This window comes from Sphingopyxis sp. GW247-27LB, from assembly GCF_002277025.1.
Lineage (GTDB): Bacteria > Pseudomonadota > Alphaproteobacteria > Sphingomonadales > Sphingomonadaceae > Sphingopyxis.
The window spans coordinates 669,106-686,819 of sequence record NZ_NIWD01000009.1; the positions used below are offsets into that span (position 1 = coordinate 669,106).

General features: G+C 69.0%; 13 protein-coding genes. All 13 read right to left on the reverse strand.

Annotated features, from left to right (window positions below; genetic code table 11):
- Positions 1–2 precede the first annotated feature (2 nt).
- Positions 3–2,081, reverse strand: coding sequence for a beta-galactosidase (locus CD928_RS15595; protein WP_255247196.1), 2,079 nt, complete (start codon positions 2,079–2,081; stop codon positions 3–5).
- On the reverse strand, positions 2,078–3,478 hold the full coding sequence (locus CD928_RS15600; protein WP_255247197.1) for a glycoside hydrolase family 140 protein: 1,401 nt from the start codon (positions 3,476–3,478) through the stop codon (positions 2,078–2,080). Before CD928_RS15600 ends, CD928_RS15595 begins: the two co-directional genes overlap by 4 nt.
- 50 nt (positions 3,479–3,528) lie before the next feature.
- A complete protein-coding gene (locus CD928_RS15605) occupies positions 3,529–4,779 on the reverse strand; it encodes an MFS transporter (protein WP_095387981.1) in 1,251 nt (416 codons plus the stop codon).
- Positions 4,776–5,459 carry an aspartate/glutamate racemase family protein gene (locus CD928_RS15610; protein WP_095387982.1) on the reverse strand — a complete coding sequence of 228 codons (684 nt, stop codon included), beginning with the start codon at positions 5,457–5,459 and terminating at the stop codon, positions 4,776–4,778. Before CD928_RS15610 ends, CD928_RS15605 begins: the two co-directional genes overlap by 4 nt.
- Before the next feature lie 15 nt (positions 5,460–5,474).
- Positions 5,475–8,564: a family 78 glycoside hydrolase catalytic domain gene (locus tag CD928_RS15615; RefSeq protein ID WP_095387983.1), complete on the reverse strand. Its 3,090-nt coding sequence runs from the start codon at positions 8,562–8,564 to the stop codon at positions 5,475–5,477.
- Positions 8,565–8,567: 3 nt separating this feature from the next.
- Complete coding sequence (locus tag CD928_RS15620; protein WP_095387984.1) at positions 8,568–9,479, reverse strand: amidohydrolase; 912 nt, start codon at positions 9,477–9,479, stop codon at positions 8,568–8,570.
- 2 nt (positions 9,480–9,481) lie between these two features.
- A complete protein-coding gene (locus CD928_RS15625; RefSeq protein ID WP_095388097.1) occupies positions 9,482–10,234 on the reverse strand; it encodes an SDR family NAD(P)-dependent oxidoreductase in 753 nt (250 codons plus the stop codon).
- Entirely contained in the window at positions 10,231–11,088 is an 858-nt protein-coding gene (locus CD928_RS15630) for a fumarylacetoacetate hydrolase family protein (protein WP_095387985.1), read from the reverse strand. Before CD928_RS15630 ends, CD928_RS15625 begins: the two co-directional genes overlap by 4 nt.
- A 10-nt stretch (positions 11,089–11,098) precedes the next feature.
- Positions 11,099–12,286 (reverse strand): L-rhamnonate dehydratase, encoded by a 1,188-nt coding sequence (gene rhmD / locus CD928_RS15635; protein WP_095387986.1) that lies wholly within the window; start codon positions 12,284–12,286, stop codon positions 11,099–11,101.
- A 12-nt stretch (positions 12,287–12,298) separates the two neighbouring features.
- On the reverse strand, positions 12,299–13,696 hold the full coding sequence (locus CD928_RS15640) for a glycoside hydrolase family 140 protein (protein WP_095387987.1): 1,398 nt from the start codon (positions 13,694–13,696) through the stop codon (positions 12,299–12,301).
- An 85-nt stretch (positions 13,697–13,781) separates the two neighbouring features.
- Positions 13,782–15,092, reverse strand: a complete 1,311-nt coding sequence (gene glcF, locus CD928_RS15645; RefSeq protein ID WP_095387988.1) for a glycolate oxidase subunit GlcF — start codon at positions 15,090–15,092, stop codon at positions 13,782–13,784.
- 1 nt (position 15,093) lies between these two features.
- Entirely contained in the window at positions 15,094–16,209 is a 1,116-nt protein-coding gene (gene glcE / locus CD928_RS15650) for a glycolate oxidase subunit GlcE (RefSeq protein WP_095387989.1), read from the reverse strand.
- Entirely contained in the window at positions 16,209–17,702 is a 1,494-nt protein-coding gene (locus CD928_RS15655; RefSeq protein ID WP_095387990.1) for an FAD-linked oxidase C-terminal domain-containing protein, read from the reverse strand. The genes glcE and CD928_RS15655 overlap by 1 nt, the downstream gene beginning before the upstream one ends.
- Positions 17,703–17,714 lie beyond the last annotated feature (12 nt).

Below are 17,714 nucleotides of genomic sequence, written 5' to 3' on the forward strand. Positions count from 1 at the left end.
TCCTAGCGCCGCAGCACCGCCACGCCCTCGGCGGCCAGCGTCACCTTCGCCATCCGGCCGCCCGCGAGCACATCGGTCATCGCCGCCGGGAGCGAGACCTCGCGGGTCTCGCGGCCGTGGTTGACCAGGATCACGATCTCGCGGCCCTCGCCCTCGCGCGTCATCAGTTCGACATCCTCGGGAACCGCGAAGTCGCGCGCCACGCCGGCGTCGTTCAGCGCGCCGTCGATCAGCCCCTTCATCACCGCATCGTCGACGAGCGCGCCGACATAGGTGATGCGGCCCTTGCCGACCTTGCGACTGATGACCGCGGGCTTGCCGTCGAGCCAGCCGTTCGCCTGACCATAGCGCAGCAGCACCTCGGTATCGGGGGCGCTGGTCGAAAGCGCTTCGGCCCAGATGCTCGCCTTGCCCGATCCCACCGCGATCTCTTCGTCGAGCGCGTAGAACTGCTCGACCTGCCCGCCGAGAAGCGCCGCGAGCGGCCCCGGCTGGCGCACCGGTTCGAGCCGGTCATATTCGTCCTTCATGCCCGATCGCGGCCCCAGGATCAGGTGGCCGCCGCCGCGGACATAATCGGCGAGGCGCCGGGCCGTCGCTTCGGTGATGACGTTCAGGCTCGGCGCGACCACCAGCTTGTAGCGCGCGAGCGGCGCTTCGGCCGCCTCGACCACGTCGATCGCGCCGAGCGCGTCCTTGAGCGGTCGATAATAGTCGAGCAGCACCTCGATCTGGTCGTAATCCTTGTGGTGAAGCTGGAAGTCGATCGCCCAGCGGCTGGGATAATCCTGCACGATCGCGACCGGCGATACCGGCGTCGTGCCCGCGAGCGCCGCCGAGGCCTTGGCGAAATCGCGGCCGATCTGCTGCACCTCGGTATAGATAGGGAGCGGCTTGCCGTCGGGGCCGACGATCGATCCGTGCATCGTCTCCTGCCCGTTGAGGGCGTTGCGCCACTGCCAATAGAGCACCGCGTCGGCGCCGTGGCCGACCGCTTGCCACGCGAGCGCGCGCGTTTCGCCGGGGTAGAGCATGTTCGACACCGGCGCCCAGTTCACGAAGCCCGGTTGGGTTTCCATGACCCAGAAATTCTGCCGCTTCCACCCGCGCACCAGATCGTGCGTCGCGCCGTTGCGATAGGGCTTGAGGTGCCCCATGCCGACATAATCGTCCCACGAGGTCACATCGAGGTCGCGGTTCATATCGTAGCGGTCGAAGCGGTTGGCCCAGCCGAGGCCGCCGAAGTTGATCGTGATGAACTGCTTGTCGCCGATCACCGCGCGGAGCGCGTCGATCTGGTTGCGATGGAAGGCGCGCCACTGCGAGGTGATGAAGCGCTTGAGCTCCAGCATCCAGCCGGGGTTCGCCTTGTCATTGTTGAACGGCACCTGCTCCCAGTCGGTATAGGTCTGCGACCAATAGGCGGTGGTCCACGCCGCGTTGAGCTTGTCGAGCGTGCCGTAGCGCTGCTTGAGCCACGCGACCCAGGCGGCGCGCGCCTCGGGATCATAGCTTTCGTCGGTCGGCTCGTTGCCGATTTGCCAGCCGATGACATTGGGTTCGTCCTTCAGCGCCTCGGCCATCTTGGTGACGATCGTTCGCGCGAAGGCGCGGTAGCGCTGCGACGAGATCGAGAATTGGCGGCGCCCGCCATGGCCGAGGCGCTTGCCGCTGCCGTCGACCTGCAGCGTGTCGGGATATTTCTGCGTCATCCACGCCGGCGGCGTGTCGGTCGGCGTGCCGATGACGACCTTCATGCCATATTTGCCGGCGAGGCGCACGGCGCGGACCAGCCAGTCCATCTCATACTGGCCCTCGGTCGGCTCCATCCGGCTCCAGGCATATTCGCCGATGCGCACGACATTCGCGCCGTGCCCCTGCATCAGGCGGAGATCCTCCTCCCACGCGCTTTCGGGCCATTGTTCGGGATACCAGGCCGAGCCGAGCCACAGCCGTTCGTGCGCGACGTCGCGCGCCGCCGCCGTCGCCTTTTGCGGGGCCGTCTGGGCGAGCGCCGCGTGCGGCGCGGCGGCTCCCGCGAGCAGGGCGAGCGCGGCGAGGGGGAGAGCGAAGGTCTTCACGGGTTGGTCCTTGTGGTCGAGGCGTCGTCGAGCAGCAGCGCCCAGTCGTTGCCGGGCGCGGGCGTGCCCGGCGGGGTGAACAGCTGCTTGCCCGTGTTCGCGAAGGTGCCGATCGGCGTCGCCCTGCCGGTGCGCGGATCGAACCAGGCGGCACGCACGCGCTTGCCGCTGATCTTGCCCATCTGCACGTGGAAGGGGCGGCCGGTGTAGGTATAGGCGATGGCGTAGCTCTTGCCCCGGCTCGCGGCGACCCGCTCGTAGCGGGGGCCGCTGTCGGGGACCAGCGACTGGTCGGGCACGCGCTCGAGGAAGGGGCGCGAGAGGATCAGGTCCTTCAGATGGTGCATCTGCGTGGCGCCCGGCGCGTCGAGCGCCTCCTGCCACGACAGGGTGGGCCAATAGGCGTTGGCCTGGGTCCCGCGCACGAAAAACTGCATCACGCTGTTTTCGCCATAGGTGTGGCCGAAGGCGCCCGCGAGCACCGACCACCAGGCATAGCGGCGCACGTCGGCCGGGCCCCAGCGCGGCTCGGGTGCCCGGTCGAGCCCGTGCGGAATATTCTCGTAGCTCGGCTCGGCGTCGATCGTCGGCTTGGCCGGGCTGCGCGACAGGTCGTCGGTGGTGTAGACCCAATTATCCTCGCCGCGCGCGTTGAGCTGATGGTCCTGCGCATAGCTCTGGTGGCCCGACTGATACATGTTGAAGTCGAGCCATTCGGCGGTGTGGAACATCCACGAGGAACTGGCGCGCCCCGCCGGATGATAGGTCATGAGGTGATCGGGGTCGATCGCGCGGATCGTCTTGCCGAGTGTGTCCCAGGCGAGCGGCGAGAGTTCGGGATAGCGGTCGCCGCCGTTCACCCAGATGAGGTTCGGCTTGTTCTTGTAGCGTTCGGCGACGAACTTGCCGATGACCGGGGCGGTGTCGGCGTTGAGCAGGCGGAAGTCGGCGAAATCCCCCCAGACGGGCACCAGCGCGATATAGAGGCCGTGCGCGGCCGCGCGGTCGAACACCCAGTCGAGATGGTCCCAATAATCATATTCGCCGGGTTTGGCGGGGTCGCTGCCCGGCGTGACGCGCGGCCGGGTAAGGTCGCCGTCGACCAGCGCCGGGCCGGCGACGGGATTGGCCATGGTTGGGCGATGCAGCATCATCACCTGGATGACATTATAGCCCTGCGCGGCGCGCTTGGCGAAATAGCGCTCGGTCTCCTCGCGGTCGAGCTTGGCGAGCAACAGCCAGCCGGTGTCGCCAAGCCAGAAGAAAGGCTTGCCGCCCGCCTCGAGATAGCGGCCGCCCGCGGACACGGTAAGCGGCGGCGTCTTGTCCTGCGCGATGGCGGGGGTCGCGGCGGTCGACAGGGCGGCTGCGGCGAGCACGGTCATCAGGCGGCGCATGTCATTCATCCCCTCTGTTGCCCGCCCGCTCGAACGGGCGGCGTTTACGGTCAGGCCGCGACGGGCGCGAGCTTGTGGTCGAATCCCTTGGTGCAATCGATCAGCGCGAACAGCAGGGCGGCGATCAGCACCATCGCGGCGACGCCCTGCAGCGGCAGGTTGTAGTTGCCGGTTGCCGCGACGACGTAGCCGAAGGCGACCGAGCAAACGAAGCCGCCGAAGTTCCCCGCAGTGTTCATCATGCCGCTGGCGGTGCCGCCGTAGCGGCCGCCGATCGCCATGCACATCGTCCAGGCGGCGGGCAGCATCAGGTCCATCACCATGAACGCCGTGCCGGCGAGCGCCACGATGGCGAACTTGCCGGTGGCGAGGCTCATCGCGACGAGCAGCGCGGCGGTCAGCGTCAGGCAGATGCCGGCGATCAGGCTGTAGGCGCGGCGGATGCCGATCCGTTCGGCGAGGCGGTCGCACAGCACTCCGCCGGCGAGGTTGCCGACGATGCCGAGCAGGAAGGGAACCGAGCCGTAAAGGCCCATTTCGTCCACGGTGAAACCCGCCTTGACCATCCAGACAGGGAACCAGCCGAAGAAGAACCATGCACCGAAGGCATAGAAGAAATAGGCGACGGAGATGAGCCAGAGCTGCGGCAGGCCCATCAGCTTGCTCCACGGTGTGCCCGCATGGCTGACCCCTTCGTCGCTGCCGATCAGTGCGACCTCTTCGTCCGAAATGCCCGGCTGCTCGGCGGGGCGGTCGTGGAACCAGCGCCACCAGACGACCGCCCAGACAAAGCCGACCGCGCCGAGGATGACGAACACCGCCTGCCAGCCGAAATATTTGTTCGCCGGCACCAGCAGCAGCGGCGCGAGCGCGCCGCCGAAGCGGCTCGCCGCCCAGATCACCCCTTGTCCGCGCGCGCGCTCGCGCGCCGGCAGCCAGCGATAGAGCACCCCGGTCATGTTGGGATAGGCGCCCGCGGCGCCGAGGCCGAACAGGAAGCGCGCGGCGGCGAGCTGCCAGAAATTGCGGCAGACCGCGGTGATCGCGGTGAAGAAGGACCACCAGACGGTGATGCGCGTCAGTTCCTTGCGATACCCATGCTTGTCGCCCATCGCGCCCGACGGAATCTCGAACACGGCATAGGCGATGACATAGGCGCTGAGGACCCAGCCCCATTCGTCGGGCGTGATGTTCAGGTCCTTCTGGATCGCCGGCCCGGTCACCGCGATCGCGAGCCGGTCGATGAAGGTGATGATCGACAGCGCGGCGAGGATGCCGAGGACGGCGCGCCGCTTCGTCACTGGCCGGCGCTCCGGGCAAGGCGCGCGAGAATGTCGCGCGCTTGCTCCATGCCGAGCTCGGGGCTCGCGAAGACGGGCGCCGACACCGCGCCCTCGGGCAGGCTGGCGACGACGCGGGCCATCGACGCCTGGGCGAGGACGATCGCGTCGACGCCCTTCAGGCCCACGGTCAGCCCCTCGCCGACGATGCGGTCGTGGGTCGCGCCGTCGCCGGCCATCACCGCCTCGAAGGCGCCTTCGCACAGATGCTCGACCAGCTCGATCTCCTTGCCCTGCTCGGCGGCGACGCGGCGGACGAGGTCGGCGGTGGGCTGCAGCGTGGTCGACAGGGTCGCGACGACCCCGATGCGCTTGCCCGTCGCGACGGCCTTTTCGGCCATGGCGCGATCGACGCGCAGCACCGGCTGGTCATAGAGGTCGGCGGCCATCTCGACCGCCTTGCCGATCGACGAGCAGGTCACCATCGCGACATCGCAGCCAGCGTCGAAGGCCGACCCGACGAGGCGGATCACCTGGCGCATCGTCGTCTTTTCCAGATGGCCGGCGGCGATCGTGTTCTTGATCGTGCTTTCGTCGACGAAGTGCAGCAGCTTGACGTCGGCGGGCATGATGCGGGCGGCGATCTCGTTGAACACGCCGGCGAGCATCGGGGAATTATGGATGAGTCCGAGCGTGGGCATGGGGTCGTTCCTCTCTCAATATCTTATAAAATCGTGATGGCCGGCGCCGACCGTGACGCGCATCAGCGCGCCGTCGGCCGTCAGGCTCCGGTCGCCGCTGCGCCAGCCGGTGCCGGGCAGTTCGACCTCGGCGCTGGCGTTGGCGGGCACGGTCAGCCTGAAACGGGTGAGGCCGCTCGCGTTGCCATCGGTTTCGGCGGCGATGGTGCCGACCAGCGCGTCGTAGCGGGCGCTCACCCGCCCGATCGCGGGATACCAGAGCGGCCGCGCGGCGATGGTGCGGAAGCCCGGCGACGCCGGCGCGATGCCGGCGAGACGGCGGTAGAAGAAGCCGACGACCGCGCCGAAGGCATAATGATTGTAGCTGTTCATCGACAGGTCGCCGGTATCGCCGTTCCACCGCTCCCACATCGTGGTCGCGCCCTGGCTCGGCATATAGCCCCAGCTCGGATAGCCGGTCTGGAGCAGCAGGCCGGCGACCTCCTCGTGGCACCCGGCATCGGCGAGCACGTCGAGAATATAAGGGGTGCCGAGAAAGCCGGTCGAGAGCTTCATGCCGCGCGCGCGGATGTCCTTCGCCAGCACCGCGGCGGCCGCGGCGCGGCGGCCCGAGGGCACGAGGCCCATGTGGAGCGCGAGGACCTGGCTGCACTGGCTGCCGTTGCCCGCGGTGCCGTCGGCCGCGACGAATTCGCGCGCGAAGGCCTCGCCGATCGTCTCGCGAAGATCGTGATAGAAGATAGCGTCGGCATGCCGGCCGGTCGCCTCGGCCATGTCGGCCATCAGCTCCGCTGCCCACGCCCAATAGGCGGTGGCGCAGAGGATGCGGGGGGTGGTCTCGTCGTCGGGCTTGACGGCGTCGACCGACAGCCAGTCGCCGAGGTCGAGCCCGCGATCGTGGCGCCAGACGCCGTCGGGGTTGGCGCGCGCGACATAGGCCATCCACGCCGCCATCGCGTCCCAATTCTCGTCGATCGCCGCGGTGTCGCCATAGCGCTGCCAGAGCTGCCACGGCAGGATGATCCCGGCCTCGCTCCACCCCGCCGTGACCACGTCGGGAAAGGACAGCGGCTGGGGAACGACGATCGGATAGGCGCCGTCGTCCCGCTGGGCGGCGCGCGCCTCGAGCAGGAAGCGGCGGATGAAGGGGCCGACCTCCATGTTGAAGGCGGCGGCGTCGAGGAACACCTGGATGTCGCCCATCCACCCCATGCGCTCGTCGCGCTGCGGGCAGTCGGTCGGCACCGCGAAAAAGTTGCTGCGCTGGCTCCATAGCGCATTGTTCCAGATCGTCTGGAGCAGCGGCGCGTCGGGGAAGGTCATCTCGCCGGTCTCGCGGCACGCGCTGTGGACGACGACACCCTCGATATCGTCGGCGGTCGGCACGCCGGGATAGCCGGCGATCTCGACATAGCGGAAGCCGTGATAGGTGAAGCTCGGCTCGAAGCTCTCCTCGCCGGTTCCCGCGAGGGTGAAGCTGTCGGTCGCCGCGGCGAGCCGCAGGTTGGCGAGGTCGGCGGTGCCGTCCGCATGGAGCAGCTCGGCGAATTTCGCGGTGATCGTCGTGCCCGCCGGCCCTTGGGCGCGGATGCGCACCCAGCCCGAGAAATTCTGGCCGAAATCGAACACATAGCGGCCCGGCTGCGGCTCGCTTACGCTAAGCGCGCGGCGGTTGCCGGTGCGCTTCAACGCGGGCGAGGTCTGGGCGATCAGGCGTGCGTCGGGCGCCGCGCCGCGCTTTGCCGCTGTCCAGCCGCTGTCGTCGAAGTCCGGCCGGTCCCAGCCGGGCTGTTCGCGCCGCGCGTCGCGCGTTTCGCCATCGTAGATTTCGGACAGGAGGATCGCCGAGGGGGCGAGGCGCCAATGGGGGCTGGTGGCGATCCATTCGCTGCTGCCGTCCGCATAGTCGAGGCGGAGCTGCGCGCGGAAGCGGCGCGGCGCGGGGCCGAAGCCGTAGCGCTCGATGCGCCAGCCGAACGGGCTCGCATACCAGCCGTCGCCGACCGTCGCCCCCAACATATTGGCGCCGGGCCGGATCAGGTCGGTGACGTCGTGGACCTGGTAAAGGACATGGCTCTTCGCGACGCTGATCTCGGGCGCGAGGATCGCATCGCTCACCGCGCGGCCGTTGATCCGCGCGTCATAGGCACCGAGCGCGGTGGCGTAGAGCCGCGCCGCGACCACGGGCTTGGCGGGCGTGAATTCGGTGCGCAGCAGCATCGCGGGCTCGCTCGGGCGCGGGTCGCCTTCGGCCCAGCTCGTGCTCGGGACGACGCGCGCCCAGCCGCTCGCGTCGAAATCGGGATCGGTCCAGCCCTCGGGCGCATCGGGGCGAACGCGAAACGCCGTGCCGGTGATGCGCTCGACGCTGCCGTCGGCAAGGTGAAGGCGGATCAGCGCCGCGAAGGCGCCGCCATCGACGGGAAAGAAGCCTTCGGTGTCGGCCTCGACCAGCGCGCACACGCTGTTGCGGCCGGGCCTTGTTTGGCCCGCATAGGGCGCGAGCGTGCCCCAGAAGGGCAGATAGGTGTCCCAGCCGAACGGCCGGTCGAGCGGCGATGCTTCGCCGTTGATCCAGACGCCGCGCAGATGGTCCTTGCCCGCGATCAGCACCTCGGCGCGCGCCAGATCGGCCGGCGCGTCGAAATCGAGGCGGAAGGCGTGCGGGCGCGCATCGAGCGCGGTCTCGCCCCACATCCACGCGACCCCGGCGGCGCGGTCGGCGGCGGCGAAGCCATCCTCGGCCTCGATCCAGTCGGCGTGCCAGTCGTCCGGCGACAGCAGGCCGGTCTCGAACCACGCCGGCGCCGAGCGGACGCTTGTGCCCGCATTGTCGGTCGCCTCGACCGACCACCATATACGCTGCATCGACCGGGGCGCGGGGCCGCCATAGGCGATGTCGAAGGTCGCATCGCTCGCGACCTCGCCCGAATCCCATAGAGGATCGCTGTCGAGCGCCTCGACGCTGGCCGCCGCGCGGATGCGATAGCGCGTCTGCACAGCGTCCGGCGCATCGCTTTCGATCTGCCACGACAGGCGCGGACGCACCGCCTCCGTGCCGAGCAGGTCGGCGGTATGTTCGGTGCGCAGATCGACGATCTTCATGGCCTAGAGCACAAGGCCGAGCCGATAGATGCGGTTGGCGTTGCCCGCGAACAGCGCGGCGCGCTCGCTGTCCGAAAAGTCCGCGGTGATCGCGTCATAGGCGCCCAGATGCTTGTCGAAGCTGCCGAACAGCTTGTCGGTCGGGAAGTTGCTGGCGAACATCGCGCGGTCGGTGCCGAACAGCTCGATCGTCTCGAGGACATAGGGGCGCGCCTGTTCGGCGTCCCACGGGCGCCAGGTGAAACCCATGCCCGAGATCTTGACCGCGACATGGGGCAGCGCGGCGAGCTTCGCCATACCCCGTCGCCACACGCCCCAGCCATCCGCGTCGCCCGGGATCGCCATGCCGCTGTGGTCGATGATCACCTGCGTGTCGGGGTGCTTCGCGATCAGTTCGGCGAGATGCGCGAACTGGCCGGGATAGGCCTGAAGATCGAAGCTGAGGCCGTGACGGGCGAGGAGCCCGAACCCCCGCGCCCAGGCATCCGACGTCGTGACGTCGGCGGGCGAATAGCTGCGCGCCGGGTCGGGGTGCCAGTTGACGATATGGCGGATGCCGCGAACGCTGCGATGCTCGACATGCCGCGCCAGCAGCCATTCGAGGTCGGGGTCGTCGAGCGCGGCGAAGGCGACGATGCCCGTCGGCAGGCCGCGCGCATCGGCCATCGCCTGCAGCCATTCGGTCTCGCGCAGCGCATCGTCGGCATGGGCGCCGGCGTCGATATGCACGATTCCCCGCACGTCCCACCCCGCCGCGTCGGCCAGATAGGCGTCGAGCGGATAATCGACCGCGATCGGCTCGACGCTGCCGTTCGGATTGTCGGCGTCGAACGGCGGCGCCAGCCACGGATAGCGGATGTGCGCCAGGTCCCACAGATGGACGTGCGGGTCGACGAGGGGCGGGCGCGCGCGCATCGTCAGAAGGTCGTCCGGCCGCCCGACGTGTCAAAGGTCGAGGCGGTGGTAAAGCTGCACTCCTCGCTTGCCATGAAGCAGACCATCGCCGCGCTTTCGTCGACCTCGCCGAGGCGGCCCATCGGGATTTTCGAGCGCATGTAGTCAACCTGGCTTTGCGGCATCTGTGCCAGGATCGGGCTTTCGAAGGTCGCGGGGGTCAGGGCGTTGACCATCACGCCCTTGCCCGCCAGCTCCTTGCCGAGCGACTTGGTCAGGCCGATCACCGCGGCCTTCGACGCCGAATAGGCGCTGGCGTTGGGATTGCCTTCCTTGCCCGCGACCGACGAGATGTTGACGATCCGGCCATAGCCCGCCTCGAGCATCAGCGGCACGACCGCGCGGTTGCAATAGAAGAGGCCGTTCACGTTGATGTCGAAGACGCGCAGCCAGCTGTCGATCGGGAATTCGTGCACCGGCACCGTCGCGCCGGTGATGCCCGCCGAACAGACGAGAATGTCGATCTTGCCGCCGAGCGCCGCGGCGCTGGCCTTCGTCGCCGCCTCGACCGCCGCGGCGTCGGAGACGTCGAGGGCCTGCACGTCGCTCGCGCCCACCTCTTCGCGCGCCGCGGCGAGCGTGTCGGCGTTGACATCCCACAGCGCCGCCTTGCCGCCCTCGGCGACGATGCGCGCGGCTACGGCCTTGCCCAGCCCCGACGCGCCGCCGGTGACGATCGCGCTGCGCCCGGCGAAGCGGCCCGCATAGGCGCTCATCGGCCCGCCTCCCACGCGACGAAGTCCTGGCGCTGCTGCCCCAGCTTCTCGATGCCCAGTTCGACGACGTCGCCCGCCTTCAGATACCAGGCCTCGGGCTTCTGGCCCATGCCGACGCCCGGCGGGGTGCCGGTGGTGATGATGTCGCCGGGCTGCAGCGTCATGAACTGCGAGAGATAGGCGATGATCTGCGCGACGGTGAAGATCATCGTCTTGGTATGGCCGTCCTGCACCTTCTGGCCGTTGACCGACAGCCACATCGACAGCGCCTGCGGGTCGCCCACCTCGTCGGCGGTGACGAGCCAGGGGCCGACGGGGCCGAAGGTCGGGAAACCCTTGCCCTTGTCCCAGGTCATGCCGCGTTCCTGCTGCCAATGGCGTTCGGACACGTCGTTGATGACGCAATAGCCCGCGACATGATCGAGCGCGTCGGCTTCGGAGACATAGGAAGCCGCGGTACCGATCACGACGCCGAGTTCGACCTCCCAGTCGGTCTTCTTCGAATCCTTCGGGATGGTGACCGGATCGTTCGGGCCCTGGATGCAGCTCACCCACTTGTTGAACACGACCGGTTCCTCGGGGATCGGCAGGTTCGATTCGGCGGCGTGATCGGCATAGTTGAGGCCGATCGCGACGAAATGGCGCGTGCCCGCGACGCAGGGGCCATAGCGGACCTCGCCTTCGACCAGCGGCAGCGAGGCCGGGTCGATCGCGGCGAGCCGGGCCAGCCCGTCCTTGCCGACCGTGCCGGGGTCGATATCGGCGACATGCGCCGACAGGTCGCGGATGCGGCCGTCGGCGTCGATCAGACCGGGTTTCTCGGCGCCCGCGGCGCCATAGCGGCAGAGTTTCATGAAATCTTCCTCAGTTCGGATAGGGACGGTGGAGAGCGATGTCGCGGTTGAGCTCGACGCCGAAGCCCGGCTTGTCGAGCTCGCTCGCGCGGATCTTGCCGTTCACGGGCACAGGCTCGCCCAGAAGCTGCGGTGCGAACATCGGCACGACCTCGGTCGGGCCGGGGTGCATCATCAGGAATTCGGCGAAGGGCGAATTGTGCCGGGTGATGACGAAATGATAGCTGTAGACCGACGATCCGTGCGGGACCATCAGCACGCCCCTGCTGTCGGCGTAGCTGGCGATCTTGATCAGTTCGGTGACGCCGCCGCACCAGCCCACGTCGGGCTGGATGATGTCGCAGCATTCCATGTCCATCAGCATGCGAAAGCCCCAGCGCGTCGCTTCATGCTCGCCGGTGGTGACGAGCAGCCCCTTGGGCGCATTCTTGCGGAGCTGGGCATAGCCCCAATAATCGTCGGGGCTGAGCGCTTCCTCGATCCATTTGAGCCCGCATTCGTGCCACGCGCGCTGGGCGAGGCGCGTCGCATAGTCGAGGTCGAGGCTCATCCAGCAATCGTACATCAGCCAGAAATCGTCGCCGCATTTCGCGCGCATGTCGGCCAATAGCGCGATATTCTTCTCGAGCCCTTCGAGTCCCTCGGCGGGGCCGTGGTGGAGCGGCAGCTTGCCGCCGATGAAGCCGAGCTGCTTCGCGACATCGGGGCGCGCGCCCGTGGCATAGAACTGCAGCTCCTCGCGCACCGCGCCGCCGAGCATGTGGTAGACGGGCTCGCCGCGCAGCTTGCCGAGCAGGTCCCAGATCGCGAGGTCGACGCCCGAGATGGCGTTCACCACCAGCCCCTTGCGGCCGTAATATTGGGTCGAGAAATACATCTGGTCCCAGATCAGCTCATAGTCGGCCGGACTGCGGCCGACGAGGAAGCGGGAAAGATGCTTTTCGACGATGAAGGCGGCGGGTTCGCCGCCGGTCGTCACCGCGAAGCCGACCGTGCCGTCGTCGGCCTCGAGCTCGACCACCAGCGTGCCGAGCACGTTGATGCCGAAGCTCTGTCGCGACTGGCGATAGGCGGGATATTTCGCCATCGGCGTCGCGATATGGTCGTCGATCCAGTGGCCTTCGCCCTGGTCGTGATAGTCGGCGCCGCCGCCACGGACGGTGAAGGCACGGACATATTTGATCTTCGGCAGGGCCAAGGCGGGTTTTCCTTATTCGGTCGCCGTGCGCCGGGCGTCATCGAGCACCAGCACCCAGTCATTGCCCGGAGCGGTGTCGCCCGGCGGATCGAAGCGGCGTGTGCCGCTGTTGCTGAACGTGCCGATCGGCGTCGTGGTGCCGTCGCGCGGCGAATACCATCCGGCACGCACCTGCTGGCCCGCGATCGTGCCGAGGCGCATCGTGAACGGCCGGCCGGTGTAGCTATAGGCGAAGGCATAGGCCTTCCCCCGGCTCGCCAGCACGCGGTCGTAGCGTTCGCCGTTGTCGGCGATCAGCGACTGGTCGGGCACGCGTTCGAGCATCGGGCGCGATTCGATCAGCGTGCGGACGAAGCGCATCTGGTCGGCGCCCGGCGCGCGCGGCGCCGCGAGGGCGTCACGCCACGGAATGTCGGCCTCGAAATTCCGCGTGTCGGCGCCGGGCAGGAAGAACTGCATGACGTTGTTTTCGCCATAGGTGTGGCCGAACGCCCCAGCCATCACCGCCCACCAGGCGTAGCGGCGCACGTCGGCGGCCAGCCAGCGCGGCTGCGGCGGCGCTTCGTGCAGCCCGTGCGGGATATTCTCGTAGGAGGGCTCGCCGTCGATCGTCGGCTTGGCGGGCAGCCGCACCCAATCCTCGGCGATGTAGCGCCAATTATCCTCGCCCTTCGCGTTCGCGCCTTCCTGCGCGTAGGAACGGTGGCCCGACTGTAGCATGTTGAAGTCGAGCCATTTGGCGTCGTGCCATTGCCACGAGGAATCGGTGCGGCCGATCGGGTGGAAGGTCATCAGCTGCTGCGGCGCGATCGACTTGATCGTCGTGCCGAGCGCGTCCCACACCGCGGTGTTCGACTCCGAGCGCGTGTCGCCGCCGTTGAGCCAGATGATGTTCTTCCGCTTGCCGTAGCGCTCGGCGATGAACCGGCCGTAGACGGGCGCATTGTCCCTGGTCAGCACCTTGTTCATCGCAAGGTCGCCCCACACCGGCACCAGCGCGAGATAGATGCCGAGTTCCTCGGCGCGTCCCGCGACCCAGTCGAGATGGTCCCAATAATCATATTCGTCCGGCTTGGCGGGATCGTTGCCGGGCGTGGTGCGCGGCCGGGCGGGGTCGCCGTCAACCAGCGCCGGCGCGCCGCTGCTGCTCGTCATCTTCGGCGTGTGGAGCACCATCACCTGGATGACGTTGAAGCCCTGGCGCTTGCGCGTCTGAAGATAGGTCTCGGTATCGGCGCGATCGACCCGGCTGAGCAGGAGCCACGCGGTATCGCCGAGCCAGAAGAAGGGCTTGTCGCCGGCAAGAAGATAATGGCCGCCGGGCGCGACCGACAGTTCGGGGGTCTGGGCCTCGGCCGGCAGCGCCATGGTGGCGGCCAGTGCGGCGAGCAGGATCGAGCCGAGCTTCATGTTTCAGACGTCCTTCCCCTGAACGCGGGGGCATTTTCGCAGCCCGCCGCCCGAGACGTCTCATTGTATAATATTATTAATTGAGTCAATCGCCGATGCGCGTTTCGTGCCCCTTTAATTGCGCCGGCGCGGGGCCGCCGGTGGCCCAGTCGAGCAGTTCGACCATGTGCACGACCGGCACGCCGATCCGCGGGGCGATCTGCATCGCGCAGCCGATATTGCCGGTCGCGACGACGTCGGCGGCGAGGCGCGCGAGGTTCGCCGCCTTGCGGTCGCCGAGCTGTCCGGCGATGTCGGGCTGGAGGATGTTGTAGGTCCCCGCCGAGCCGCAGCACAGATGCGCCTCGGCCGGCGTCCGCACGGCATAGCCCGCGGCGGCGAGCAGCCGCTTGGGGGCTTCGGTGACCTTCTGCCCGTGCTGCAGCGAGCAGGCGGCGTGATAGGCGACGGTCAGCCCGCGCCCGTCGCCGGGCGGCAGGTCGGCGTCGATCAGCAGTTCGGAGATGTCCTTCGCCAGTGCCGAGACCCGCGCCGCCTTTTCGGCATAGGCGGGCTCGCCGCGCAGCATGAAGCCATAGTCCTTGATCGTGGTGCCGCAGCCCGACGCGGTGACGACCACCGCCGCGAGGCCGCCGTCCTCGATCTCGCGCGTCCAGGCGTCGACATTGCGCCGCGCGGCGGCGAGCCCGTCCTCCTCGCGCCCCATGTGATGGACGAGCGCGCCGCAGCATTGCTCGCCCTGCGCGAACAGCACGTCATAGCCCGCGCGATTGAGCAGACGGATCGCGGCGGCGCGGAATTCGGGGCGCAGCACGGGCTCGGCGCAGCCTTGCAGCAGCGCGACGCGGCCCCTGGCGCGCGGCACGCTCGACGGCTCGGCGCCCGCCTTGGGTGGCAGACGGCGCGGCGCCAGCGCGAGCATCGCCGCGAGCGGCTTCAGCGCGCCGACCTTCGCGAACAGGGGCGCGAGCGGCCGGCCGAGCATCGCGGCATGCAGCGCGAGGCGGAGGCGGCCGGGGTAGGGAAGCACCCAGGCCAGGATGCGGCGGAGCGCGCGCTCGGGCCACGGCCGGTGGTAGCGCTCGTGGATATAGGCGCGCGCATGATCGACGAGGTGCATGTAGTTCACGCCCGACGGGCAGGTCGTCATGCACGACAGGCAGGACAGGCAGCGGTCGACATGCTTCACGACCTCGGCGCTCGGCTGCCGCTCATTCTCGAGCATGTCCTTGATCATGTAGATTCGCCCGCGCGGGCTATCGAGCTCGTCGCCGAGCAGCACATAGGTCGGGCAGGTCGCGGTGCAGAAGCCGCAGTGGACGCATTTGCGGATCACGCCTTCGGAGGAAGCCATGGCCGGGTCGGCGAGCTGCTCGGGCGAGAATTTGGTCTGCATGTCAGAAGCGCCCCGTTTCGAACACGCCGTTGGGATCGAAGGCGCGCCGCACCCGCGCCTCGAGCGCGGCGAGCGGTGCGGGCTGGGGGTGGAGCGTGGGCACCGCGGCGCGCATCGCGGCGTCGGCGCGAATCAACGTGGCGTGCCCGCCGAGTTCGCTCGCGGCCCGGCGGATCGCCCCCGGGTCGACATCGCTCGCCAGCCAGACGAGGCCGCCGGCCCAGTCGAACAGCCATTCGCCGCCCGTCGCCGCGACGAAGGTGGGCGCCTCTGCGGCGGGGACGATCGCGCGCCACAGGGGCTTGTCCGCCGGCAGTGGCGCCGCGTGGCGCACCGCCGTCCACAGCTCGTCGCCCGCCGGCGCGTCGAGGGTTTCGAGGCCGCCGAGCAGCCGGGCGAGTGTTTCGGCCCGGGCGTCGATCGAACTGGGGAAGCCGTCGAGCCGAAGAGCGGTGAGCGCGTCGCCGCGCCACGCCGGCAGGTGCGCGGCGGCCGTAACCTCCGCCGCCGACCCCAGCGCGCGCGCCATCGCGGCGACCGCATCCTCGGCGGAAAGCCCGCGCAATAGCAGCGTGCGCCGCTCGCGCGGGGCGGGCAGCACCTTCAGCGTCAGCTCGGTGATCGCCGCGAGGCGCCCCCAGCTTCCGGTCAGCAGCTTGGAGAGGTCGTAGCCGGTGACATTCTTCACCACCTTCGCGCCGGCGACGAAAGCCTCGCCGCGACCCGAAACGCCTTCGAAGCCGAGCAGATGGTCGCGCGCCGCGCCGCGGCTGAGCCGCGCCGGGCCCGAGACGCCCGCCGCGATCACGCCGCCGATCGTCGCCTGGCCGGCGGGGCCGCCGAGCAGCGCGGCGTGGTCGAAGGGATCGAAGGCAAGCATCTGGCCCTCGCGCGCGACCAGCGCCTGCACCTCGGCGAGCGGCGTGCCGGCGCGAACGGTCAGAACCAGTTCGGGCGGATCATAGTCGACGACGCCGGCGAAGCCGCGCATGTCGACGATGGCCGCGCCCGGCGCGGGCGCGCCGATCGCGTCCTTGCTGCCGCCGCCGCGCAGCATCAGCGGGCCGCCGGCGGCGATGGCCTCGCATAATTCGTCGGTGGTCGCGGGATGCAGCATCAGAAGCGCGGCAGGTCGGGAAAGGGCAATTGTCCCTTGTGGACGTGCATGCGGCCGAGCTCGGCGCAGCGGTGCAGCTCGGGGAACATCTTGCCCGGATTGAGCAGCAGTTCGGGGTCGAACGCGCATTTGACCCGCTGCTGCTGCGCGAGATCGGCCTTGCTGAACATCACCGGCATCAGATCGCGCTTTTCGACGCCGACGCCATGCTCGCCGGTCAGCACGCCGCCGACCTCGACGCAGAGCTTCAGGATGTCGGCGCCGAACGCCTCGGCCGCGTCGAGCTGGCCGGGCTGGTTGGCGTCGTAGAGGATCAGCGGGTGGAGATTGCCGTCGCCGGCGTGAAACACATTGATCACGCCCAGCCCGTGATGATCGGACAGCTCGCGCATCCGGGCGAGCACGTCGGGGAGGCGGCGGCGCGGGATGGTCCCGTCCATGCACAGATAATCGGGCGCGACGCGTCCGGCGGCGGGGAAGGCGGCCTTGCGCCCCGCCCAGAAGGCGGCGCGTTCGGCATCGTCGGTCGAACTGCGCACCGACACCGCGCCATTGGCGCGCGCGATGCCTTCGACCTCGCCGCGCAGGTGGCTGCATTCGGCGGCCGGGCCATCGAGCTCGACGATGAGCAGCGCCTCGACGTCGAGCGGATAGCCGACCTGGACGAAGGCCTCGGCGGCGTGCACCGCGGGGCGGTCCATCATTTCCATGCCCGCGGGGATGATTCCCGCCGCGATCACGTCGGCGACGCATTGTCCCGCGCCCTCGACCGAGGAAAAGCCGATCAGCAGCGCGCGTGCCGTCTCCGGCCGGGGGAGGAGGCGCACGGTCACCTCGGTGACCACGCCGAGCAGCCCTTCCGAGCCCACCACGACCCCGAGCAGGTCGAGACCCGCGGGCTCGAGCCCGCGGCCGCCGAGGCGGATCACCTCGCCCTCGATCGTCACCAGCTCGACCCCCAGCACATTGTTGGTGGTCAGGCCGTATTTCAGGCAGTGCACCCCGCCCGAATTCTCGGCCACATTGCCGCCGATCGTGCAGGCGATCTGGCTGGAGGGGTCGGGGGCGTAATAGAAGCCCTCGTCCTCGACCGCACGGGTGATCGCGAGGTTGGTGACGCCGGGCTGTACCACGGCGATCCGGTCGGCATAGTCGATGGCGAGGATGCGGTTGAAGCGCGCCATCCCCAGCAGCACGCCGTCGGCCAGCGGCAGCGCGCCGCCCGAGAGCGACGTGCCCGCGCCGCGCGGCACGACCTTCACCTTGTTGGCGTGGCACCAGGCGAGCACCGCCGCGACCTGTGCGGTGGTTTCGGGCAGCACGACCACCATCGGAAGCTGGTGATAGGCGGTCAGCGCGTCGGTTTCATAGGGCCTCAGCCCATCGACATCGTCGATCACGCCTTCGCCCGACACGATCGCGCGCATCGCGGCGACGATCTCGTCGCGGCGCGCGAGCGTCCGCGCATCGGGTTCGGGCATGGTCAGCGACATGGGCGCCCCCGC